The sequence below is a fragment of the Selenomonas sp. WCT3 genome (genome assembly GCA_900100835.1).
GTDB lineage: Bacteria > Bacillota > Negativicutes > Selenomonadales > Selenomonadaceae > Selenomonas_A > Selenomonas_A ruminantium_E.
Map to the genome: position 1 here is coordinate 235,986 of FNCM01000002.1, position 25,222 is coordinate 261,207.

Annotated in this window: 27 protein-coding genes; all 27 read right to left on the reverse strand. The window is 43.2% G+C overall.

Annotation, left to right across the window (positions count from 1 at the left end; genetic code table 11):
• Nucleotides 1–37 precede the first annotated feature (37 nt).
• Complete coding sequence (gene rlmH, locus BLQ36_RS02875; protein WP_074513878.1) at nt 38–517, reverse strand: 23S rRNA (pseudouridine(1915)-N(3))-methyltransferase RlmH; 480 nt, start codon at nt 515–517, stop codon at nt 38–40.
• Entirely contained in the window at nt 517–1,626 is a 1,110-nt protein-coding gene (locus tag BLQ36_RS02880) for a trypsin-like peptidase domain-containing protein (protein ID WP_074513954.1), read from the reverse strand. The genes rlmH and BLQ36_RS02880 overlap by 1 nt, the downstream gene beginning before the upstream one ends.
• 43 nt (nt 1,627–1,669) lie before the next feature.
• The gene (locus BLQ36_RS02885) at nt 1,670–2,422 is read right to left on the reverse strand and encodes an MBL fold metallo-hydrolase (protein WP_074513879.1); all 753 of its coding nucleotides are present in this window, start codon (nt 2,420–2,422) and stop codon (nt 1,670–1,672) included.
• Between the two features lie 325 nt (nt 2,423–2,747).
• Nucleotides 2,748–3,038, reverse strand: coding sequence for a nucleotidyltransferase family protein (locus tag BLQ36_RS02890; protein ID WP_074513880.1), 291 nt, complete (start codon nt 3,036–3,038; stop codon nt 2,748–2,750).
• Nucleotides 3,039–3,043: 5 nt separating this feature from the next.
• On the reverse strand, nt 3,044–3,427 hold the full coding sequence (locus BLQ36_RS02895; protein WP_074513881.1) for an HI0074 family nucleotidyltransferase substrate-binding subunit: 384 nt from the start codon (nt 3,425–3,427) through the stop codon (nt 3,044–3,046).
• Complete coding sequence (gene mntA, locus BLQ36_RS02900; RefSeq protein ID WP_180364822.1) at nt 3,418–3,708, reverse strand: type VII toxin-antitoxin system MntA family adenylyltransferase antitoxin; 291 nt, start codon at nt 3,706–3,708, stop codon at nt 3,418–3,420. The genes BLQ36_RS02895 and mntA overlap by 10 nt, the downstream gene beginning before the upstream one ends.
• 335 nt (nt 3,709–4,043) lie before the next feature.
• A complete protein-coding gene (locus BLQ36_RS13565; protein ID WP_318260898.1) occupies nt 4,044–4,661 on the reverse strand; it encodes an Ada metal-binding domain-containing protein in 618 nt (205 codons plus the stop codon).
• A 166-nt stretch (nt 4,662–4,827) separates the two neighbouring features.
• Complete coding sequence (locus BLQ36_RS02910; protein WP_074513883.1) at nt 4,828–5,727, reverse strand: hypothetical protein; 900 nt, start codon at nt 5,725–5,727, stop codon at nt 4,828–4,830.
• 25 nt (nt 5,728–5,752) lie between these two features.
• Complete coding sequence (locus BLQ36_RS02915) at nt 5,753–6,853, reverse strand: DegT/DnrJ/EryC1/StrS family aminotransferase (protein WP_074513884.1); 1,101 nt, start codon at nt 6,851–6,853, stop codon at nt 5,753–5,755.
• 19 nt (nt 6,854–6,872) lie between these two features.
• On the reverse strand, nt 6,873–7,391 hold the full coding sequence (locus BLQ36_RS02920) for a GNAT family N-acetyltransferase (RefSeq protein WP_074513885.1): 519 nt from the start codon (nt 7,389–7,391) through the stop codon (nt 6,873–6,875).
• A 20-nt stretch (nt 7,392–7,411) separates the two neighbouring features.
• Nucleotides 7,412–7,813, reverse strand: coding sequence for a sugar 3,4-ketoisomerase (locus tag BLQ36_RS02925; protein WP_074513886.1), 402 nt, complete (start codon nt 7,811–7,813; stop codon nt 7,412–7,414).
• A gap of 30 nt (nt 7,814–7,843) precedes the next feature.
• Complete coding sequence (locus tag BLQ36_RS02930) at nt 7,844–9,292, reverse strand: hypothetical protein (protein ID WP_074513887.1); 1,449 nt, start codon at nt 9,290–9,292, stop codon at nt 7,844–7,846.
• 21 nt (nt 9,293–9,313) lie between these two features.
• Entirely contained in the window at nt 9,314–11,347 is a 2,034-nt protein-coding gene (locus BLQ36_RS02935; protein WP_074513888.1) for an LTA synthase family protein, read from the reverse strand.
• Nucleotides 11,348–11,362: 15 nt separating this feature from the next.
• Entirely contained in the window at nt 11,363–12,382 is a 1,020-nt protein-coding gene (locus BLQ36_RS02940; protein ID WP_074513889.1) for a glycosyltransferase family 8 protein, read from the reverse strand.
• Between the two features lie 18 nt (nt 12,383–12,400).
• The gene (rfbC, locus tag BLQ36_RS02945; RefSeq protein ID WP_074513890.1) at nt 12,401–12,976 is read right to left on the reverse strand and encodes a dTDP-4-dehydrorhamnose 3,5-epimerase; all 576 of its coding nucleotides are present in this window, start codon (nt 12,974–12,976) and stop codon (nt 12,401–12,403) included.
• Between the two features lie 2 nt (nt 12,977–12,978).
• The gene (locus BLQ36_RS02950) at nt 12,979–13,896 is read right to left on the reverse strand and encodes an NAD-dependent epimerase/dehydratase family protein (protein WP_074513891.1); all 918 of its coding nucleotides are present in this window, start codon (nt 13,894–13,896) and stop codon (nt 12,979–12,981) included.
• A gap of 10 nt (nt 13,897–13,906) precedes the next feature.
• A complete protein-coding gene (rfbG, locus tag BLQ36_RS02955) occupies nt 13,907–14,965 on the reverse strand; it encodes a CDP-glucose 4,6-dehydratase (RefSeq protein WP_074513892.1) in 1,059 nt (352 codons plus the stop codon).
• Nucleotides 14,962–15,735, reverse strand: a complete 774-nt coding sequence (gene rfbF / locus BLQ36_RS02960; RefSeq protein ID WP_074513893.1) for a glucose-1-phosphate cytidylyltransferase — start codon at nt 15,733–15,735, stop codon at nt 14,962–14,964. The genes rfbG and rfbF overlap by 4 nt, the downstream gene beginning before the upstream one ends.
• A 16-nt stretch (nt 15,736–15,751) precedes the next feature.
• Nucleotides 15,752–16,480 (reverse strand): nucleotidyltransferase family protein, encoded by a 729-nt coding sequence (locus tag BLQ36_RS02965; protein ID WP_318260899.1) that lies wholly within the window; start codon nt 16,478–16,480, stop codon nt 15,752–15,754.
• Entirely contained in the window at nt 16,477–17,481 is a 1,005-nt protein-coding gene (locus tag BLQ36_RS02970) for a kinase (RefSeq protein ID WP_074513894.1), read from the reverse strand. Before BLQ36_RS02970 ends, BLQ36_RS02965 begins: the two co-directional genes overlap by 4 nt.
• Nucleotide 17,482: 1 nt before the next feature.
• On the reverse strand, nt 17,483–18,103 hold the full coding sequence (locus BLQ36_RS02975) for a CatB-related O-acetyltransferase (RefSeq protein WP_081342192.1): 621 nt from the start codon (nt 18,101–18,103) through the stop codon (nt 17,483–17,485).
• A 17-nt stretch (nt 18,104–18,120) separates the two neighbouring features.
• Nucleotides 18,121–19,071, reverse strand: a complete 951-nt coding sequence (locus BLQ36_RS02980) for a hypothetical protein (protein WP_074513895.1) — start codon at nt 19,069–19,071, stop codon at nt 18,121–18,123.
• Nucleotides 19,064–19,981: a VirK/YbjX family protein gene (locus BLQ36_RS02985; protein ID WP_074513896.1), complete on the reverse strand. Its 918-nt coding sequence runs from the start codon at nt 19,979–19,981 to the stop codon at nt 19,064–19,066. Before BLQ36_RS02985 ends, BLQ36_RS02980 begins: the two co-directional genes overlap by 8 nt.
• A gap of 16 nt (nt 19,982–19,997) precedes the next feature.
• The gene (locus BLQ36_RS02990) at nt 19,998–21,080 is read right to left on the reverse strand and encodes a glycosyltransferase (protein ID WP_074513897.1); all 1,083 of its coding nucleotides are present in this window, start codon (nt 21,078–21,080) and stop codon (nt 19,998–20,000) included.
• A gap of 13 nt (nt 21,081–21,093) precedes the next feature.
• A complete protein-coding gene (locus BLQ36_RS02995; protein WP_180364823.1) occupies nt 21,094–21,855 on the reverse strand; it encodes a glycosyltransferase family 2 protein in 762 nt (253 codons plus the stop codon).
• 180 nt (nt 21,856–22,035) lie between these two features.
• Entirely contained in the window at nt 22,036–23,538 is a 1,503-nt protein-coding gene (locus BLQ36_RS03000) for an ATP-binding protein (RefSeq protein WP_074513898.1), read from the reverse strand.
• 122 nt (nt 23,539–23,660) lie between these two features.
• The gene (locus BLQ36_RS03005; RefSeq protein WP_081342194.1) at nt 23,661–25,199 is read right to left on the reverse strand and encodes an L-lactate permease; all 1,539 of its coding nucleotides are present in this window, start codon (nt 25,197–25,199) and stop codon (nt 23,661–23,663) included.
• Between the last annotated feature and the right edge of the window lie 23 nt (nt 25,200–25,222).

Sequence of the window (25,222 nt, forward strand, 5' to 3'; positions counted from 1 at the left end):
CCACAAAAAAACCTCCCCCTAAAGGGGAAGGCTTATATTACCAGTGATACTTCTCACCGCGATTGATCTTAAAGCAACGATAAATCTGCTCCACCAGCAAGAGCCGCACCATCTGATGGGTAAAGGTCAACTGGGAAAAACTGAGCCGCTCATCTGCAGCCGCCCGAACCTCCCTCGAAAGGCCAAAGGCACCGCCAATCAAGAACGTGATATTGCTGCGCCCTTGAATCCCCAGCTGATCCAGCTTCTCGGCAAGCTTTTCCGATGGCATCTCTTTGCCAAACACATCGAGGACGAAAAGGAAGCTCCCCGCAGGCACCAGCTTCAGGAGCTTCTCGCCCTCCTTCTGCAGCACCTGTTCCTTCTCAGCTGCCGAAGGCTCATCGGGCATCTTCTCCTCGTGGATTTCCTTTATCTCCACCTGGGCAAAGGGACGGAGCCTCTTCATGAACTCCGCAATCCCCGCGCTCAGATACTTTTCCTTAATTTTGCCTGCACAAACAATGGTAATCTTCATCAATTCTTATCCTGCGGCATTTCCTCGAGAACCACATCCACATTCTTCTGCTTGCCGTTGCGGTCAAAGGTAACCTTTACCGTATCGCCCACCTTGTGCTCGGCAATCTTCGCACGAAGGTCCTGAACACTATTCGTCTCCTGGCCGTCGAGTTTCAGGATGATATCGCCGCGCTGGAGACCAGCTTTGCCGCTGGGGCCATTCAAGGTCAGCTGGAATACGTAGACGCCCTTATCGATGTTGAGCTGATAGCCATAGCGGGCAGCCGTCTGGGGGTCAAACACCGACACTCCAAGATACGGACGAGCTACATAACCCTTTTCCATAATCTCGTTGATGACATTCTGTACCGTATTGATGGGAATGGAGAAGCCCATGCCCTCGACGCCGTTAGCTGCTACCTTGGCGCTGTTGATGCCGATGACCTCACCGTCTGCATTGACCAAAGCACCACCGGAATTTCCCGGATTGATTGCCGCATCCGTCTGCAACAGTTTCACCCGTTTGTCGCTGATATCCAGCGTACGGTTCAAAGCACTGATGACGCCACTGGTAACACTGCCCTGGAACTCCAATCCCATGGGATTGCCGATAGCAATAGCCGGTTCCCCCACGACAATCTTATCCGAATCGCCAAATTTCGCCACTGGCAACTTGCCATCATCCACCCGGACAACGGCCAAATCCGTCATCTCATCAGCACCAATGAGCTTACCCTTGAGCGTGCGGCCATCGGCCAGCGATACGATAAGCTCCTTGGCATTGCTGATAACATGGTTATTCGTCACAATATAGCTCTTGCCGCCATCATTCTTGAAAATAACGCCGGAACCAACGCCCTCGGTTTCCACTGGATTGTTGAACCAGTCACGGGCCACCGCCTTATTGGTGATGCCAACCACGGTAGGGCCCACAGCCTTGGCCGCACGAACCACCGGCGTATTGCGCGCATCCGACAGCGTCTGATTGCTGGCCGCCTGCTGAACCGCAGCCGCACTGGAGGACGACGCCCCATTATCAGCCTGCCCTGCCGAACATCCCGAAAAGGAAACAACCGACATAGCCACCAGCAAAGCGGCAGCCAAATTCTTCTTTTTCTTATTATTCATAGCCTTAAAGAACGATTTCATAAAAATCCCTCCAAAGAATTATTTATCCCGATACAATTTCCGTCTGACTTGTCATGATAATCTCCTGCCGGATTCCCTGCTTTTCCAGGATCCTCTGCACCGTATCCCGCGCCAAATCCGGACGGTTATTCTCCTCCGACAGATGCGCCAGAAAAACCTTCCGCGGGCGCCGCTTCATCCGGGCAATAGCCCAGGCAGCATCCGAGTTGGCCAAATGGCCGCGGTTCGAAAGGATGCGCCGCTTAAGCACCCAGGGATAGGAACCGTTTTTGAGTACCTCCGGGTCATGGTTGGCCTCAAGCACCAACGTGTCGGCCCCCTCAATAGCGGACTGCACATTGGCCGTAACAAACCCAAGGTCTGTGGCCAACGCCATACATTGCGATCCCTGTATCCGATATCCCACAGGATCAGCTGCATCGTGCGACGTTGAAAACGGTGTCACCGTCAGCCCCGCCAGCTTGAACCCCGATTCCACAGGGCAAATGCATTCTGGTGGCAGCTGCCCGCGGCAGCTCATGTTTTCAAACGTCGCCCGACGCGAAAAAATTGGCAGGTGATACCACTTCGACAATGTGGCAAGCCCCGCGATATGATCGCGATGCTCATGGGTAATCAGCACGCCATCAAGACTAGCTGCATCGACGCCCTGCGCCAGAAGGGCCTTCTTGATTCGCGTCGCGCTGATGCCTGCATCCAGCAGCAAACGGCACCCATCCATTTCTACATAAACCGCGTTGCCTTTGCTCCCGCTGGCCAACACTGAAACCTGCATATACCTGCTAACTCCTATCCTAATCTTTGACTCTGAAAACTATCTGCAAAAAGCCCGATGCCAAAAGCACCGGGCACAAAACCTATTATACACGTTTCCCATCGCGCTGTCATGCACGGGAACCACCTTTGCCCCTAAACACGCCTAGACATACCGAATGGCAATCGGCACTAGTTCCTGCATGCTATGCACTACTTGATCCGTGTTGATTACATGAATCTTTTTCCCGTTTCGTATTTATCCATAGATACGTTCTATATTTTCGCCAAAATCTATAAACGCTGGAATATACTCTGCAATAATCTTATAATTGCTACTATAATTTTCATACTTTTTCATAAATCGTCACCCCATCACGCGCAATTTCCTGAAGCAATTCCTGTGAATAATCATAACGATCCATATCCAAAATATCAAACATCAGCAACGTCCAAACTCGCTCATCCACATCCAGCGAAAAATTGGTAAAGTCCGCACAACCATAGACAGCTAAATCAATATCACTTTTCGGATCATTATCACCACGCGCCCGTGAACCAAACAAAACCACCTTTTGGACGTCATACTCCTCAGCCAGATTTTTTATCCCCGTAATGACCTTTTCCGGTAAATCCATCTTAATCACTCCGTCATCCGCTGATACCACAGTTGCATAAACTGCTCATACTCGGGTATTTGCCCTGCTAATTTTATGGCCAATTCCTCATCATAAGTATGCGCAGTAAGATTGCGTGCATCGACCATCTTCAATGCCAACACCGTTTCTTCGTCTGAAAATACCTTCACATCACGCAACGCACGGATTACAGCCTTAGGCGAAGCAACATCCAAGCCCTCTGCATCACGCAAATAATCCTTGCCACACTTCCACATGATTTCAAAACAAAACTCAAACCGCTGAATCAAGCCGTCTCGTTCCATCTCTGAGAGTTGTTCCTTCGTAACAGCCTCGTGAAGTTTCGCCAATGCTCGTGAAGCAGTTGCAAAACGCTTTGTTATTTCCATTGAATACCATCCTTCCGTATTTCCTGCAAAAGCGTTTGAGAAGCCTGTTGCATATCCACCACATCGACGCGGTAAGGAATCGTCGACTCCTCCAACTGCTCACGAAGTTCGCCAATCTTTAACACTCCAGATACACCATCTGGATATTCAACAGCTACATCGACATCAGATCCCTGCCGCGCCGTCCCCTTCGCCCATGAACCGAACAAATAAATATGAACGGATTCATCACGCATGTAATCCAAGACAAAATCCTTTACCCGCTTTACATGCTCATTCATAAAAGCATTCTCCATATTTTCCTGAAGTCCTTATTCCATATATCTCATCTACACTATAAGGAATGTATCCCACTCTCTTCATGTGCCAGCTCAATAGAATCCATGATTCCCAGCTTATTTTGCAGAGCCATCATACGCCCCCACTTTCCTAATCCGTGTGATGATTCAATTCCACTTTTCTCGTATACGAATAGCCCCTGTACTCATAACAAACACAGGGGCTATCGTTTGTCTGGGGGTACGATCAAAAATCGATTCCCAGATCGCTCTATATTCATTTTACCAAATTAGGCCAAGCTGTCAAGGAATAGTCGTTTAACAGTTAATATCCGTTTTTATGGCCGACATACCTTACACGGGCGATAGCCATCACCTATGGCCTTATCCCGATTATGATATTCCACCATATTCGATGGCTTCATACGCTTCACGTATTGGCAACCATCCCGATGAAAAACACCCGAACGGGCATTAGCAATATACGAAGCCTCAGCAGGTGTCTGAGGACGTTCCTGCTTGACAGTTTCTTGCTTTATATCACTTTTAGGTAAAACCGGCGGCTTTTTTGCTTCTGGCTCTTGGGGAATCGTTTCTGGTATTTTCTGCTGTTGCTCTACAACTGGAGCGTTTTTTGCGCCATCTGTATCATTATGATTATTTACCAACATAAACCCTGTCAGCAGTACCAATAAAACAAATAAATACTTCTTTATATGGCTAGTTTTAGGCTTCCTTACCATATTCTTAATAATCTCATGGTCAGTCTTCTCTCCTGCATGCAAAAAACAACAATCATTGATGTACTGCACCTGATGCTCCGTCAAATGTGGGAACAGATACTTTATCGAATTATACAAGTCATATCGAGCCACTTTAATAGAAGTGCGTAACTCACCATACTTCTCCAGCTCATTTTTTATAATGCGTTCCTTATCCGATCGCGGATTCCCCATGTATCCTAACCACGCTTTCTAAAAACATCGGTTATTAACGATGCCATTGATATAGATTTCCATTCTAGATGTTTAAACAATATAAAACAGCATTAACTCGCTATATCAACAGCGATGAGTTTTTTCCAAATTTATCATACTTAGTTTGAACTCACTATCCCAAGTATCATGATAATCTATCATTAAGAATCCACTTCAAATCTTTCGTAAATTGTGCTGCTCCCTTATCATTTAAATGATCTGCATCAACGAAAAAATCATTTGTATAACCAACTATCTTATTACAATCAATATATCCATCATATGTATTTGTGACTCGATAAAACGTATCAGAATCTTTTATATATCTTGCATCAATTCGATCTAAGTACTCTCTAGTAAACGGAGGAATAACAATAAACAATTCCATTCCTCTTTTTTCCGTTATTTCTTTTATACATTTCACGATGTCTTTGTTTTCTTCAAAAGATGCCTTATATTTTAAATGCTTATTATGAACATTCGTCCGCTCTACAACCAAATTTTCTCTCAATTCATCTGGTAACAAAGAAAAATCGCCTTTTCTCCGCACAACATCATCAAACCACGCATTTGACCTATAAAAATATTGATAAAGCTTTCGTTCACAAATACGACGGAGCCAAACCGGATATCGATACTGCTTATGCCAATGTGCATTATCTGATGGATCATTCCAGTTATGGCTATCCCTAAACACAGGCCAATATACACTTCCCACTAGATTTTCTCGCTCTTTCTTTTGCGAAGATAAATCTATGTACGGTGTATAATACCCGCATATGATTACTACCCGTTTTGTCTTTGAATGAATGTTTTCAATAATTTTTTTCGCATAGTAAAAGTCCTGAGATATCCCCCCTAGATTAAGTGAATATGACCAAAAATCGCTAATAATACCATACACAGCATACGACGACCCTACAAACAAAGTATCTAGTTCCCCAAAGGAATTTGCTCTAGCTAATCCAGCTTGCAAGAAAATTCGATCCTTCAGTCCGCCCCTAAACAATCTTTCTGTTTGTTTTCTTACAAACTTATCAAACATTCACAGCACCTCACCTACGAATATTTCACCTAAATCGATTAATTATTTCTACCACATAATTGACCTGCTCTTCTGTCATTCCATAATACATCGGTATACTCAATACCGTCCGACTGATTTCTTCTGCAATGGGCAATGCACCTTCCGCAATATGCAAATCCGCATAAGCCCCCTGCATATGCATCGGTATGGGATAATGCTTCACCGTATGGATTCCCTTATCCAACAGATATTTTTCCAATTCATCCCGCTTATCGCAACGGATAACAAACACGTGATAGATATGTTCATATTCTTCAGAAGTTGGCAAGGGCAGCTTAATCAGCGGATTTTTAATTTCTGACAAGTATCTGGCAGCCACCTGACGACGAGCTTCATTCCATTTTTCCAAGTGCGGGAGTTTCACACGCAGGAAAGCCGCCTGCATTTCATCCAGACGGCTATTCGTCCCTTTATAGATATGATGATACTTATAATCCGAACCATAATTGCCAAGGGCACGGACTTTTGCCGCCAATTCGTCATCATTGGTCGTGACACAGCCACCATCCCCTAAAGCACCAAGATTCTTGCCCGGATAAAAGCTGAATCCAGCTGCATCTCCTAATACACCGGCCTTTTTCCCTTTATATTTTGCACCATGCGCTTGGGCAGCATCTTCAATAACTTTCAATCCATGTTTTTTTGCAATACGATTGATTTCATCCATATCACAACAACGCCCCTGCAACTGCACAGTCATAATGGCCTTAGTTTTCGACGTAATCGCCGCTTCAATTCTGGACACATCAATGTTAAATGTTTCCAATACCGGCTCTACAAATACCGGCGTTGCTCCCGCATAGGAAACCGCCAATGCCGTAGCAATAAAAGTATTAGAAGGCACGATAACCTCGTCTCCTTCACCAATGCCATAGGCTTTTAGCACCAAATAAAGCGCATCCAGTCCCGTAGCCACACCAATACAGTGCTTGACACCAACATAAGCGGCAAATTCTTTCTCAAAAGCCTCTAATTCCTTACCCTGGATAAACCAGCTGTTATCCATAACCTTCTTATATGCCGCATCCAACTCACTACGAAGTTCATCATGCATCGGACGCAGGTCTGCAAATGGAATTTCCATTTATTTTCCTCCCTAATAATCACTGCAAAACATGATACCAAATGTATTCTTGCAACTGCTGTTCGCTATATGCTCGCATACATTCTTGTTTTGTTACTGTCAACTCTCTAAAATTCACACGTTCATATCTATTCTTGTCATAAAAGCGTAATGCTCTTTTATTGGCAGGGGATACACACCAATAAACCTCTTGTAGGTTCATCTCATGTAACGCTTTCTCTATTATTCTTCTCATTGCCCAGCCAGAACATCCACTCCCCATAGCTTTCTTCCGAACAGTAATGGCAAATTCAGCATTTGTATCCGTTATATGTTTCAGGCTAACAGTTCCCATATATTCATCGTGTTGATTAACAATAGCTAAATGTAAATCATCATGATTATCTAGTGCACGTTCTATAAAGCACAGACAATCCTCTAATGTCTTCTCCGCAAAATTATTCTGCAAATCGTGTGTCACACTATCATCATGCATCCATTCCAGCATAAATGGAGCATCTGTTATTCTTAATGTCCGCAGAGCAAATAATTCTTTCATATCTAAATTCTATTCCCTATCTAATTTTTCTGAATAAACTTCAAGAACTCATCATAATCACGAATATAATCACTCTCATCATATAATTCCGACGCAAATACAAGCAACACTGCGTCAGAAGAAAAATCAAACATCTCTCGCCACATATTATTCGCTACATATAGTCCCTCATATGGCTTTTCCAATGGTACAACTTTCTTTTCCTTACCATTATCCAACCGAATCTTGCAACTTCCATGAATACATACCAAAATCTGCTCCAGTTTTTTATGTGCATGATGTCCTCGCACTACCCCTTCTGCTGTATCATACATATAATAAACTCGTTTGATTTTAAAAGGAATATCCTTGAACTCCTCTAAAGCAATTAGCTGTCCACGATCATCACCATGCGGCTGAAATACGTATTTTACTACCTGCAAATTATTCACCTCGTAATTGTCATAATTATTTTATTTATGAAATAATCTTATAACCTTTCTTATTAATCGATAAAGCACAAGTTTTGGATAATCGCACCACAACAATACAGTATATTTGTTAACAACCAAACGTAACAAATCATCTATCGAAAATCTATACATATATGATTCACGAAAATCTGAAGTATCGATATCATGTAAATGGAATATAAAATCTGTATTTCCGTCTTCAATGAGTCTTCCTAATTCTTCGCGAAATCTATTCTCATCTATCACACTTTTAACTATTTTTTCTTCCTTTCCCCGCTTATAGTCTTCATCGGACAATAATCTACTCGCCTCAGCAACCACTGCTTCTTTATCTTGGAATTCCACTGCCAAATCTTTATGATTTAGCAACAAACCATCTAAACTATTATCCATATTACTTACCAACGTTAAAGGCAACTTTCCAGCAACAGCTGCATATTGTGTCATCAAGCCACCTATCATTGGATAAGTATTCAGATACAACGTTATATGCTGCATAACAGCATATAAATCTTTCCGTTCATCGATAACAAATACACGATCAGGAAATTTGTTCTGCAAATCTATCAAACCAGACTTATCACCAGTCCCAGCATAAAGAAACAACAAATCATTATGCTGTTGCATGATATCTTCTACCATATGATAATAGGTTCTTTTATCATCAAATGTTTTATACAACGACCCGCCACTAAACAATATTTGCCGATTCCCTACATCAAACGGAAAACCATCGAATGGAACATTCTTATCAAAATAAGGGTAATAAGATAATAATCTGATTTTATCTTCTGGAATATGCCGATATTTATGCGAAACACAGGCGCCATACTCACGAAATTCTACACAATAATCGAAAGCATTCCGCCCCAGCCAAAAAGCATGATCTGTAAGGTTTATTTGGTATCGCCTAACCTTACCAGCCATAACGCCAAACGCCACGCAAGCCTCAACATCCGATGGCTCAGTATAGAAAAAAGCTGCTTGTGGCTGATGTTTACAAAACGCCTGCAAAAGTTCAGTCGTCAAAGCATCTCCTTTTTTTTGACGCAAATAATGAAATGCAATTCTTTTATTTGCAGTAACCTTGTGAAGCTCCGGCTGTCGATTACGAACCTTTTCCTTTGCCACGTAAACCACCGAATAATTCAAATCACAAAGAGCTTTAAGATATATAAGTGCCAAGCCTCTAGTATCTAAACCAAAACCATCATAAAAAAGTATAACATTCTCTTGTGGTTCGTAATCTGTTACAAGATGTCTCTTCTTACTAACCAGTTGTTTTATACAAGATTCCAGAGCATCATCCGTATATGTCTGATTCCACTGATATTGAATATCCGCAGATGTATAAATCGCTGTATATGCCTTCTCTATGTTGTTATTAGCAATTGCCTTCTGCGCCTGTTGGCATATATCTTTTAGACATTTTTCAACTTTTTCTTTCATAACTCTCTCCGCTATAAGCTTTTAAATCTTATTTCCGACACCAGCATCACCAAGCAATTCTGGATGACGTACCATCCATCCAGTAAGCTCACACCAAGCATTGCGCTCCTCGGCAAACATTACCCGCTCCTGTTCAACTGGCAACAGTTTTTCCGATACACGAAGATCCTGTGCCCAACTATAGCGGTAATCTCCCAGTGTATCCTTTGTCATCCAACAATATGGAGTAACCACATGGTCTATCGCTTCTGTTAGCGGCTTAGCAATCGAATAATATTCGTATCCCTTGGGAGCAATTAATTCTATAATTGTCGGCATAATATTCATATGACCACCAATAGTATTACCATTCAAAATCTCTTTTGTCAATTCTGGATGAATCATCGCAAACGAAGTCAACAATATTTCGCGTTGGTTTGGCTCATGGCGCTCAATGACATCACACTTATACGGAATCATATTTATTGTATGATCACCAGTCACAATAAACAAGCTGTCCGGATATACTTCTCGCATTTGTTCGGCAAAATGAATCAATGCTTGATCAGCATACCAAATTCCAGCCATTTGCCTCATGACCTTATGATTTTGTTTTAGTTTTTCCGGTGCCTTTGGCATAACCTTCTCAACATCAAAACCATACTCCTCATAAGGCATATTATACGGCCCATGATTAGAGGTTGTATACAAGAAATGAAACACCGGTTGTTCATTATCTGTTTTTTGAATCAGCCGCGCGGCTTCTTCCAAAAATATATGGTCATAAATCCCCAACCAGGTCCTAGCCGAATCAGGGGGGCAGAAATCCGGGCCACCATGACATTTATCAAAACCAATAGCTGGAGCAAAATGTTCCAAACTTCCCCAGTTCAACCCACCACCATACCAGAATTCAGTACGATAACCCAGTTTTTTTAACTGCAGTGGTAAAGATGTTGGTACATTGCCATACCAAAAATCTTTATTTTCATTGAGTTCCAAATCTGCATCATATATACCAGCCAGCAAACTCACTAATGACGGTTGTGAAATCAATCCAGCAGGCAAAAAATTATCCATAACTACCGCATTTGTTTCTTTGCGAAAACGCATGCTTGCATCCATTAAATGCAGATAATGGAAAAGTTCATCAAAAGGCGACTGGCCGTGACTTTCCCCCAAAAGGAAAAATATATGCTTAGGCTTTTGTATCCTTGCACCTTTAGCTCTATGTTTAAACATTTCCAAAGGAGACGCCCCCGAAGCCAACTTCTCCGAGAGTATTGGTTCCATAATAGCGGCTGCTTCGCTGTCATCATGTCTCAACGAATCACATACCTCACGTTTACATGCCAGTTCAAAGGCCACCAAATCATCGATAGTTGCCTTCCCCATGAAGATATCATCTTTCACCAAGGTCGGAACCTCATCCCACTCTGGTTTATTACGGTGATTCAATGTTCCGCCATAACGAACCCAATAGAAGAATATAATCGCTCCTAAAAAGATCAATGTATTCAACAAGTATTGAGACCAAAGAGCCCCACACTCTACATAATTGATACTTGGCAAATTCAGTAATGCACTTCCCATCAGCCAGCATAAGCATACATAGGGGATATATCCTAAGAGAATCCAACCGCCATGGTTCTGATTGAAAAATATATCCGCTAGATTTTTTTTATCTGCATTACGACCGAGTTTCATTGTCGTGTTAAAGGTATCATGGAAATGAAAATAGAAAATCATCTTTCCCATGAAAGCAGTATATATTACCACCATATATACCATCAAGCCAGCCAACCTAACAGTATCACCTATAGCATAATAGGCCGGTATGAATGCTACGGGAATTGAAACCAACACCATTGAAAACAAAAAAACGTATGCGTTGAAATCCATTCCCCACCAAAAACCATAACGGAAACATTCTATCCATTTTCGCCATTCACCTAACGGATTCTTTTTAGGCCTATACACTAAGATAAAGATTAAACGAAACAGCGCACAAACCGCCGGCGGTAAAAGTGCCAGCTTTAGGTCTTGTTGTAATCCCATAAAATAGAAAGTAAACATTACTCGCTCCATTCATCAATTACGTTTAAAATTCAATTTATCCTTGAGATACTTTACTTGCCACTTTAATGCTAACCATATATGCCCTTGCATCAACATCCATTTAGAGAAGAGACGTTTACCCATAGTGTTCATTGGCTTCCCTTTGAAATCTGCCCAAAGAGATTTACTACGATAATCATTATATATATCGAGCTCTACACAATATTTACTGAAGTCATCGCCTTCTGGCGTCCAGAGACTCCATGGCTTATAGCATGCTGCGAAATGAATAATAACGGTGTCTTCCGGCAGTTTTCCATGTAATTTCTCACGCAGGACTGGAATCATCAAGTTGAACTTATATGGCAATTCTTTCCATTGATCATGAGCGACAATATTCAATGCATCCTGATCAAAGAACCACAAAAACTTTCCCTGTTGCTGCCACTCATAAGCCGTTTGAAAAGCTTTTTCCGTTAGTTCAAGCTCGTTCCATCGGTCAATATCAATATATAGGCATCCTGCATTGAAATACTTACTATCTGCAGGAATCCCAATGTCTTTTCGATGCTGTTTTATCGTATTGCCAGATAAAGTGTCATGAACCGCCATAAAGGCTTTTCCATCAAAAGAATATTTCTCGAATTCATCTAACGACCCCAGGCAGAGTGCATCTACATCAACAAAAACGGCTTTCTTAACTGATGGGTCTAACACCCGTGGCAATAACAGTCGATAGAATGTTGCCACTGGCATTCCCTCACCGATAATTCTCTTAACAGCCTCAGCATCAATATAAAGAATTTCTAGACAAATATTCTTATGTTCTTCCACCATCTTCTGCAAGCGATCCAAATCCTTTTTCTCAATTGCAGTAGCAAGAAAATACATGTGCACACCACGTTTTGTATTATTTCTCGCTATTGAAGTCAACATAATTCCAAGCGTAGCAATCAAATCCGGGCCGACTCCCACACCGATGTGAAAATCCCCTTCTTGGGCACGCTCTAAACAGAAGCCCTCTTTTTTTAATACTAATTCTCGAAAATTCATAGTTACTCCATTTGAAAATCAAAATGCACCATATTCATCAACGAATTCTTTAAACGTAGGCAGATTTTTATCCTTATCCGCTAAAATCAAATTTTCTTCTCCGCCGATTTTATCTAACGGCCAATCCACTGCTATGTCCGAATCATTCCACTTGATTCCGCCATCAAATTCACCATAAAATTTTTCAGAACATTTATATGAAACAATAGAATCTTCTAATACCAGATATCCATGCGCACAACCTGCAGGAACTAGAATCTCATTATGTTCCTCACCAATGAGGTCAAACCCAAGCCATTTCTTATAGGTCGGGCTATCCTTCCGCATATCAACCACGACATCATACACATGCCCGTAAATACAGCGAACCAGCTTCGGTTGCTGTTTCTCTCGCTGAAAATGCAGTGCTCGAATAACGCCTTTATGCGAAGTTGTATAAAAAACTTCCATTAAGTCATGCTTAATTCCATTCGCTTCAAAAACTTCCTTGGAATAATCTTTCGTAAAACAACCGCGAACATCTTCTGCATTAAAAGGAGTTATCTTTATCAAGCCATCAATAGCTGTTTTTTCGAAACTAAACTTCGTATTCATTATCAGTTCTCCCTACTTTTTAACCATTCCATCGTTTTTCTTGTTCCTTCCGCAAAAGAAATTTGTGCCCGGAATCCTGTATCCCTTTCTGTTTCTGAGCAATCGAACTTAGATAATGGCATATCAATCCCGGTAAACGGAACATCGCCAAAAATAAATTCAAGCTGCGGTGCAATCGCATTTTTCATTTCTATTAAAAATTCTTTTAACGGTCGTGCCGTCGAACTTCCAATCAAGTATTCATGGAAAGATTTACCATTTTCCGCAATTAGATAAAATGCTCGTGCAACATCATCGATATACACAAAATCATAGTTCTGCGTTCCTGCTGTAAACTGTGGATTTTCTCCATTTATGCACTTTCTTATCGTCGTATTCACCATGCGAGGGCTAACTTCACCAACACCATAAGCATTTGTTATCTCAGGCCATACTAATTCAATACCGAGTTTTGCCGCCATCGACATACACATAATATGTGAAACGAGCTTACCCGCGCCATAGATATACCCCAAACCTGGCTGATTTCCCTGCGTAAAAGCTGCCGCCATCGTTTCATGTTCCATAATACTTCCCGAACCAACGAAACGTTTACAGCCTAAGACCTTGGCTACCCGCAATGCATCAACCGTCCATTCTGCATTTTTCAACTGCAAAGTCGTGTCTGCGCGAGCGGCACCTGCAGAACCATTCCATGCAAAATGAAAGAAAACATCATAATCCGAATCGGGCAGGATGCCTTTTAAGGCTGCGATATTATCAAGCTCTGCCGAATATACCTTTACTAATGGATCATCAATAATATTCGTTTTATTCCCGTTATGACAGATAGCTGTTACCCTAACTCCATTAGCCACCAATTCACGAACGACTGCACTCCCAACGAACCCATTAGCACCTGTAACAATTGCGTGTTTCATTACTCCTGCCTCATTTCATGAATTCTCTTATCTGTTTTTCCATCAAACTCGCGATATCTTCATCATTTCTCCAAGCCTTCGCCCATTCAATAGTCTTTGCTATCGCTATATCGATATGCCAATGTGGCTGCCAATTAAATACAGATTTCATCTTGGAACAATCAAGTTTTAGGAATTTCGCTTCATGTGGCCCCTCCACACTCACATTTTTCCATTGTATTCCTTCTCCCCAGATACGGCAAAATATGTCAGTAAGCTCGCCTGTAGTCACACAATCGCAATCATCCGGGCCCACATTATACCAACCTGCATATCGTTGATCCTCATACTGTGCCTGTGCGATCAATAAGTATGCATACAATGGCTCTAATACATGCTGATAAGGACGAATCGAATATGGATTCCGCACTTCAATTTGTTCATCATGATATGCAGCACGAATACTATCGGGTACGATTCGATTAGGCGAGAAATCGCCACCTCCTATAACATTACCGGCACGAGCCGTCGAAACAGCCACACTTCCATCTTTGAAAAAACTTTTCTGATAGCTGTGCGTCACAAGTTCTGAACAGCTTTTGCTATTTGAATATGGGTCATATCCATCTAAAGGATCGTTTTCACGGTATCCCCATGCCCATTCATTATTCTGGTACACTTTATCCGTCGTCACATTTAAAAATGACTTAACACAATCCGACTGGCGAACACATTCCAAAAGATTAACGGTTCCCATCACATTTGTAGCATACGTCCCCACCGGATTGCGATAACTTTCAATTACAATAGGCTGTGCTGCCAAATGAATAACGATCTCTGGTTGTGCCTCATCAAAAGCCTTTTGTAATCTATCAAAATCACAAATATCACCAATTACCGAATGCATTCCAAGTGCTACCCCTGAACGCTCAAACACTCTTCTGCCTTCATCGGTAGGCGATGTCAGAGAATAGCCTGTAACCACAGCCCCAAAAGATTCCAGTATCTTGCAAATCCAAGTTCCTTTAAAGCCTGTATGACCAGTTACAAAGATTTTTTTCCCTCGATAAAAATCAGGATTTAATTTCATTTCTTCCACACTTTCCAAGGCGCATTCCCTAAAGCCCAAAGCTTCTCAAGTTTTTGGCGATCACGCATCGTATCCATGCACTGCCAGAAACCATTATGTTTAAATGCCATCAATTGGCCATCATCAGCCACCTTTTCCATAGGTTCACGTTCCAACATCACATCACCATGTATGTAATCGAATATTTCCGGTTCCAAGACCATATATCCCCCATTGATATACCCAACATCGTCTCGGCTTTTCTCACGAAACGACTGAACCTTGTCCCCTTCCAAATCCAAAATACCAAAACGACCTTCCGGTTTTACAGCTGTCAAAGTACATATTTTCCCATGCGATTTGTGGAACTTTACCAATTCTATAATATCTACATCACATACACCATCACCGTATGTCATTAAAAAAGTCTCATCGCCAATATATTTTTGAACCTTTTTAATTCGCGCCCCAGTTAATGTTGCATAGCCAGTATCAACAATAGTTACTTTCCATGGTTCAGCAAAATTGTTATGTACCTCTACTTTATTTTCGCTAGAAAAATCAAAAGTAATGTCACTTTTATGCAGTGCGTAATTCGAAAAATATTCTTTAATATATTGTTGCATATATCCTGCGCAAATCACGAACTCTGAAAATCCAAAATATGCATATTCTTTCATAATATGCCAAAGAATCGGCTGCCCACCAATCTCAATCATCGGTTTCGGTTTAAACTGAGATTCTTCACTGATACGCGTACCAAAGCCACCGGCTAATAATACAACTTTCATGTTGAAAAGCCTCCTGTTATTCTTTTATCCCATATTTATTTTTCACAATATATTCCCTTGCCGCTGCATAATCTTCAGGAACTCCAATATCGATAAAATATCCAACGGATTTAAATGCTTGAACATGCATACATTCAACCTGTTTTTCCAAAAAATCTTTCTCCAAAGAAAAAACATCCTGCTGTATATTATCCAATAAAGTACGCCTTAAACAATATACGCCCCCATTGATAAACCCCGCTACACAATATTTTTTCTCACCGAAATGATGTACACACCCATTTTCGTCGATTTCCAGTGCTCCATACCGATCAAAATCACGCATTTCACGAGCAGCCAAAGTAAAATCAGCATTACACCGTTGATGCTCTTCTTTCATCGCAACAAGATCAACATCGAAATAAGTGTCTCCATTTAGCACAAACACATCATCATCTCGACAAATCCGCAATGCTTTTTTTACAGCACCACCAGTCCCCAAGGGCTCATCTTCCCTCACGTAAGAAATCTTTATTCCCTCATAGGTATCTCCAAAATACTCTTGAACCACAGAGGCTAAATATCCCACAGATAAAACCACCTGCGTAATACCTTGCGAAACCAACTTATCTAGTACAAACGCTAAAAATGGAGTACCCTCATCATCCATTGGTGCCATCGGCTTTGGAACATCTGAAACTACCTTACGCAAACGAGTTCCAAAACCACCGGCTAGTATAATAGCCTCTCCTATCGATTTCTTCACCTGTTTTCCTCCAGCTCATAATCTTCAGCCGTGTAGTGGACAATAGACGTTCCGCTACTCTCGAACAAGAACGGAACATGAAGCAGTCCCTTGAGCGCGGCTCGTACCGCAGGCTGTTTTTCCGGCTCCACATAAAAGAGCAAGAATCCACCGCCACCTGCACCGAGTAACTTGCCGCCTAAAGCACCAGCCTGCATCGCCTTTTGATATACCTCATCGATGGCATTCGTCGAAATTCCTGCGGAAAGGCCACGCTTTAACTGCCACGACTCATGCAGCAAACGCCCAAAATCATCTAAGCTGCCACGCGAAATGAGGATTTTTTCCGCCTCATTGACCATTTCCTTCATGTGAAGGAGCTGCTTGATTTTCTCCGGCATGCTCTGACTCGTCTTTTTCTGTACCTCCGCTGAAAAACGTGTAAAACCTGTAAAGAATAACATCAATCGGTCATTGAGCTCGCGTTTACGCTGATTCGAAATCACAATCGGTTTTACCGTATACCCATAGCGATCCATATCGATACGATTCAACCCGCCATACGCTGCGGCAATCTGATCTTGAATCCCACCCGCTTCCTTGCACATCTCACGCTCCAGATAAATTGCCTCATCAGCCAAGCGCTTCTTATCCACCTGCTTACCTTTCAAGGCATAAAACGCATTGAGCATACCGACCGCAAATGAACTGCTGGTGCCTAAGCCTGTACGGGCTGGCAAATCCGCATCATAAAGCAGACGAATCTGGCGGATATCCAAAAAACGCATAGCTTCACGAATTAATGGATGCTCAATCTCATCAATTGAATTTACCGTTTCCTTCTGCGAATAAGTCAAATGCGTACGATAATCAAAAAAAGGCGGTAAATGACGAACATTTACATAACAATATTTATCGAAGGTCGTTGACAATACGGCTCCACCATATTCCTCATAAAACGACGCCAAATCTGTACCACCGCCAAAAAACGACATGCGAAATGGTGTCCGCGTTATAATCATTCTACATACACCTTTCTATCAATTGAATGAGCATTTCTTTTGTTATAGGGCTCCGAAACAATTCTTCATTGTCTTTAACAATATTATCATCGATATTATTGTAATCTATTTTTTCCATACAAGTTCTTAACTCAGAATCGAATCTATATTTTATAACTTTTGCGGGGACGCCTCCAACAATGGCATAAGGAGGAACATCTTTCAAAACCAATGAGCCTGCAGCTATCACTGCTCCCTGCCCAATCTTAACCCCTGACAATATTGTTGATCGATAGCCAATCCACACGTCATCACCTACAACAATATCACCTTTGGATAAAGATGCACCCTCTTCATTAAAACAGTATGCTTCAAACGGGTAGGTAGACACAGTGTCCATCCTATGGTTCCCTGACAACAAAAAGGTCACCTCTTGAGCAATCGAGCAAAAATGGCCGATATGTAATTGACCATCATTTTTCCCGAAACATTGCGCATTAATTGGTCCATACGTCATCTTTCCAACATGAACATTATTTAATGCACTCGGATTAACCAATGTTGTATAATTATGTTTATTCCGTTTTCGCCATTCCATTTGACGACGATAACTTTTATGAAATATCCATTTCATTATATTCATAAAAACACCTTATCCATTCAAAAAAAACGTTCCATCCAAGCTTCCACTGTATAATTTCGAACAATTTCAATAGGCACATCTTCATACGGTACATCCAAGAACTCTCTTATTTCCTCTAACGGCTGCTGTCCAATAATAAAGATATTATTTTTACGATAGAAGTCATAGTTGACAACATCCGGGTTATTCGTAATAAGTTTCTTGCGGAAGAATATCGACTCCATCGGACGCAGCGTAATTCCCCGTTGGCCAGGTTCTACAATATCAAGGATTGCCTTCGACTTATAGATTCCCTCCGCCAATACACGATAGGGGAACCGCCCCGGTGACAAGTATTTTTCAAACTTCTTGGCATATCGCTTGTGCGGGGTCCGTACTACCACCATCTCATTGCTGAGTCCTAATTCATTAAAACGATTCTGGAGTTCAATCAAGTATTCCAATCTATGCTTATCGTATCCGCAGAAATAGATGTCGTTGACGACTTCAAAGTCTTTCTGTTCTTCACGGATATCCTCAATTGTCCCATCATAATAATCATAATAGAAATGCGAGTACTTCATTCCCCATTCTTCACAATTATCGCGGTCAAAGGAAACGAACTCAACCCCTAATCCTTGATAATCCTTCGGTTTGTTTCGTTTCTCCACCGGTGTTTCGTAATACATGATGATACGCGCATTGGGATTTTTCTCACGAAAATACTCAATCACATCACGGCCGCGAATGCCGTTGATGAATATCCCCATATCGTACCCTTCCGCATTTTTCGACCACTCACCATACCACTGCTTGCGATTTTTCAAGAAGCTGACATGCTCATAGACCTTTCGCCAGTCTCGATCCCATTTGCTCTTCAAGGGACGATAGATGCGATCCAAGGTAACATTCGGGTATTTTGCCATCCGCTTCGAACCATCTAAAATCAAGACTCGATGATTTTTCAGATACTCCTCGAACTTATACATGATCCTGCTCCTTCATCATTGCCTTGATATTTTTCAAGATAGCGTCATCAATCTCATCCATCAAGGCAAAGCGGCGACGATATACAGCCCGTTTACGGGTCGGCACTTCTTCCATTGTTTTGCGGTATTCCACCATTGGCAACTCATAGAATCGTTCATCCTTGCACAGTGTCCCGCCCGATTCTTCCCAGAACTTGCTGAAATCTGTCTTGAGTTTGCGGTCACGGCGTACATGGTTATTGGCATAATAGCCATGATTCGTCACAGCATAAATATGCTTCAATCCCATTGCACGGGCAGCCTCCTGGGTTGCATGAAGGATGAGATTCTTTGTCCGGTATGCATGACACTGCTTCGTGATTTTTTTGATTACCTCTTTTGCATTCTCTAAATTCGGCCCCTGCATAGCCCCAATCCAAAGGGACCATTCGCCATCTTTATTCGGAGCAATCCAAAAAATCATCTGGTAAAGCGGCCGCTCATTCTCACGGCGAAGAACGATCGACAGCAAGCCTTCTTTTCGCTGCCCTGGCTCAAAATAGAGTGCCAGATGAAGAGGCTCTCCTTCTCCCGTATTTTCCCAGATATTCTGGTCTTCATACCGATAGAATTTCAAGAATACCTCCGGCTGGAAGATTTTCTGCAGGAAATCAATATGGTTCTCCAGGAGTTCTGCTCTCTCATTGAAATTCGATTTATTATAAAAGAAAGCACGCGTTGGCTGCTCATAGGCATAAGGATATTCTGCAATAAATTTCTCCGTGAGTTCATTCCGATGGAAAAATGCATCCAGTTTTTTCATCCGTTTCCGATTGAAGAGACATCTCCCCACAAAAATAACCAACCGCCTTGCCTCGCGCAAAACTTCTGTCCGATAGATTCTCTTACCAATCGTAATATAACTTTCCAACGCTGATTCCTCCGCTTTATTTATTATTCTCTCCCCAACGAGATACGATATGTGCGATATCCTGTTTGACCTGTGCAAAGATATTCTCATAGGACAGGTCGTTCAATCTATCACGCCGTGCTTCCGCTAACTGCTTCATAAAGGCTTTATCTTCCAAGGTAGTATGAATGAGCTGTGCCGTTTTCTCCGGATCTTTGTCCAACAATATAACGCCAGCCTTACCTACTGTTTCCGGCACCGCCGCCGCTGCATAGGCAAAGACCGGCTTATCAAACACCATTGCCTCTACCAGCGGCACACAGAATCCCTCATGCTCACTCAGGCATAACAGTGCATCAGCTACCCGATACCAAGTGCAAAGTTCATCATTCGATACACTACCCGCAAACACAACATCATTCTGCATCTTATATTGATCTACCATCCGATGAAGTTTCTTGGCAAAGGATGGTTTCATATTCCCCACAATAATCAAACGGACTTTGGCATCGATATGCTCCTTGTAATATCTTACAATCTCGATTGCTTCATCCTGTTTCTTATGCGGGACTCCACGCCCCACAATCAAAAGATTCAATCTTCCATCATGGTATTTATCGTAGATAGCCTGCACCACGGGGCGTTCCAGGAACTTTTCCGGTTCAACGATGGCCGCCAATGGTTTTGCCTCACGAATCCCCAAAGCACGCAGTTCTTCACAGGAATATTCCGAAGCCCCCCAAGCATAGAAGGTATTCTTCACAATCGACTTGAGCTGCCGCCTTCCTTGGATGCATTTCAGCCATGACCCCCAGGCATTGCCAAAAAAGAATTTGGCTGGCGTAATGTTGTGATAATATAGGACGATGCGATGCGGATAGTTTGCCACCCATTTATTGAACGACGTCCCCGTCGTCATATGGTAAATGACGATATCCTCTGCCGTCCCATCAAATTTGTCCATTGTCTGGATATGGTCATTCTGTATCCGTTCATCCAGCTTATGCGCGAATATTTCCGTATCATACCCCAACTTTTGAAACATTCCATCCAATTTTTGGACAAACTTACTCGCGCCATCGTGCAACGTAAGTGCATGGGCAATCTGTATCAAACGCAAAATATTTCCTCCATCATTTCGTTTCGTTTTCCAACCGATATAGATTCTGCAGTTTCAGATATTTCATCATAGCTGCCACAGCCGCCAAGATAGACATCACCAATCCCAAATACCCATCACGGAATCCCTGTTTCAAGACATACGATTTTATAAAAGCAAAAAAAGCATGCGATAACACACTTATGCTGCTGATTTTTTTCCGCCGTGCAAACATGCTCTGCGCGGACAAGGAAGTATAGTGATTGGTTTTCGCAAAATATTGCTGCCAAGTTGTATAGGTGTAATGATAAATGCAGTTTGGCAAATCCTTTATCGCCAAATCTGTATCTATCCCCTCATGAACGCGGCCATGCCACTTTATCCCCGTACGCGGATAAAACCGTGCTACATAATCCGGCCGGTGTCCACCATGATGCATCATCTTTCCCATGACCACATTTTTCCGCTGCATCCGGTAAGCCATAGGAATATTTTCTGACACAATGCGGCCAATCGTTTCCACAGCACTCGGAACGATCCGCTCGTCTGCATCTAAGAACAACACCCATTCTGCCTCGGTCTGGGTAAGCGCAAAATTGCGCTGCCCCGCAAAGCCAGCTTCTCCCATGGGATGAACCACAAAGCGAGCGCCTAACGCTTCTGCTTTAGCCTGCGTCGCATCGGTGCTGCCAGAATCTATTACGACAATCTCATCGGCAAACGACGCGCTTTTGATACAATCCTCAATGTTATTCTCTTCATCTTTGGTCAGAATGATAACTGCAAGTCTCACCATCACACTTATTCTCCATACATTTCTTTTCGAAACCGATATCTTCCATTACCAGCCCCTGTTACAGGCTCTACAAGTTTTAACTCTTTCATTTTGTCACTAACATCTAATTATACTATACCTAGAAAAAAAAATCCGCACTTTCGCGCGGATTTTATAGGTGGCTTTCGTTTTCCTTCTCCATTATGGCACAATCTTCGCACTTACATAGCGCTGCCGTGGACTTCTTGGCTTGTCAGGCATTGTGCGCAACAGAACCCCCTTATGAATCATCGGCGTGACAAAACGTGCCATGATGTTTTCTCGTGATGTTCCATATAAGTCTGCTATTTCCTGACTGCTCCGCGGCTGCTGGCAGAATGCCAACAACTGTTCTTCAGCCTTTATTTTTTCGGGACTTTTTTTCCGCCGGCTCCCGCCATATGCAGCCCCCACTGCTTCTTTTACGGCCAAAGGCTGGTTGTAGATATTGTTCCGGAACCGCACAATGAAATCCTCATGATTAACGGCAAACTCTGCCGGCGGCATATGGGCCTCAGCCAATTCTCGCTGTATCGTTGGGATTCCTGAATAACGATTTTCTGTAATCTGCAAGATTTCGAGCATATTCGCCAACGCCGCATTGCGCGTCTCCGGACGGACGTGCCCTAACGACTTCGTGGATATCCCTCCATACGGCACCCCACTGCTGCGTATTTCGAGACGATCCCGATACATTTCGATACGAACCGGCACCCCCTCGGTATATCGGCTGTAGTCCCGATGGATAAGTGCATTGATAATGGCTTCACGAACGGCTTTCAATGGATATTCATAGCGGTCACGCCGACGCCCATCCTCTGTGATGATCGTGCGAACGCGACTGTTCCGACGAACGAAATCCACCGCATCATCGATCATATCCGGAATAGCCCCCACAATCCGCTGATTATCGATAAAGCGTTCTTCCTCGTCACCAAGCTCGCCCATCTGTACGCCCGGCAGTGATACTGCGGTAATACACAACTGCGGATAGTAGGCTTGCGGATATTGCGAAAAAACCAATGCACCTGCCAACGTATAGGCACCATTTTCGCATACCCCCATGAGTTCCAGCAATTGAGTCATCTCGACATTGCGAAAGAGATTCGGCCGCTCCTGTCTGACCCGTTCAACATAGGCGTCCATTCGCTGTTGATTTAACAATTTCATTACGGAGCGTTCTACTGGGCGTAATTCTTCATGCATATTCCGCCGAAAAGCTTCAAAGCTGTAGATTTCATATTCTGTCATTCTTTCATCTGCATCGCCAATACGGATAAAAGAACCGGACAGCCTTCCTGCTCCTGTATAAAAAACAGGCCGAAGTGCATATTCTACCCCCGGAATCTCAGCTGCCAAAAGGACTTTTCCGTCAACCACCCCAACCGTGAGCAAAGGACGCACCTTCGGTTCCATTTGGTTACACGCTTCCATGATTTTCTTCTGAGCATCTTCTAAGTCATATACACCAACGACATTATAAGTCGGCTTATCCCCTACGCCAAAGATAATCACGCCGCCCATATCTTGGTTAGAAAACGACGACAATGTATCATAGATGCGATGAGGAAAGCCTTTTCCTGCTTCTTTCAATTCGATATTTTGACGCTCACTACGCTGTTGACGAATTTCTTCCACTAATGCCACTAACTCTTCCGCCTGCATGCCATTCACCTCCAGCTTATAACCATTAACACAAACATATAACCGTTTACTTCACATTTTAACTACTTATAAGTTATAAGTCAATAAAAAATGCCCTATCCTTCATCGATAGAGCATTTCCCTTACAACCATATTCGTCCAATATAAACCAAGCATCCCAACAGTAGGATAAATGGCAGGTAGATCTTGATTCCCAAGGCCAGCAGGCGGCTTTCACTGCCGCGGCCGGCGACGCCGATGGCGGCGACACCGATGGCGATGCTCTGCGGGGCGATGAGTTTACCCGCACAGGCACCCGTGGCATTGGCCGCCGCAATCCAGATTTGCGTATTATGCGATGCGCCAATAGCTAGGGCTGCATCCATCTGCAGCTTGCCTAAAAGGATGCAAGTGCTCGTTGCTGAGCCTGTGATAAATCCACCCACGGAACCGATGAATGCCGCGATAGCGGGATACATCAATCCAGTAGCGGCTACGGTATGATCGGCAATCGTAGTAGTCATCCCACTATACCCCATAACCTTTGCCGTTGCGATGATACTGACAATGGTGATGAAGGTAAGGCGCAGACTCCAAAGGGTTTTGCGTAATACCTGAATCATCTCACGAAGCGGCGTCCGCTGCAAAAAACCACTCAAGAAGGTGGCAAAGAAAATCACCATTCCCGGTGTAGCAATCCAGTGAAACGTATAAGGGGTACCACCCTCGCCGCGATAGATGAGCACGGAAGTACGGATCTGTGAAATCGAATCATAAATCGCCGGCACTAATTTGCTCGTCAACAGGAGCAGAACAAAAATCAAGCCAAATGGCAGCCAAGCGAAAAAAGACTGCCGTCGACTTACTACTGGAGCCTCCTCACGCTGCAGCACATAAGCGAATTGTTGCGGGGGAAACAATCTTACCGCTGCGATGATAGCGCCCATTGTGCAGACAGCACCCGCTACACCAGCCAGCTCTGGTCCGAGAAAATACGATACCAACAACTGCGTTCCCACGTAACTTATCCCTGCAGCCAGACATGTCGGCAACATCCCCTGCAGTGCTTTATAACTACCACCAGCTATCGCCACCATCAGGAACGGACACATAAGCCCCAGAATGCCAATCTGCAGTGCCACATAGGTGGCCAACTGCCCGGCATCGGTTCCCATAATACTCGAAAGCGTCACGATAGGAATACCGATTGAGCCATAAGCTGATGGCACGAAATTCGCGACGAGACAGACCGCCACAGAACTCACCGGATTTATCCCCATCCCCGCCAACATACTGGCCGGAATAGCCACCGCTGTGCCAAAACCAGCCATTCCTTCGAGAAAACCGCCAAAGCCAAAGGCAATCAACAGGATAAGTACCCGATAATCACTGCTGACCGCTGTCAGCATCGCTTTTATATGTTCCATACCGCCAGTATGCACCGACAGATGATACGTATAGATTGTTGCCGTTATGATGAGCAGTATCGGCCAGCAGGCCAAGGCCGTCCCCTCAAGCACCGCACTAGCCATATAGGTAAGCGGCATTCTAAAATATACGACACTGGCAAACAGCGATAACAAAAGCGCTACGGCGCAAGCCCGCCAGGCTGCCATTTTGAATACCGATAACGCGATAATCAGCCAGAAGATTGGCAGGATAGCAAAACATAATAAGGTCACGAACAACCACCTCTTCTACTTCT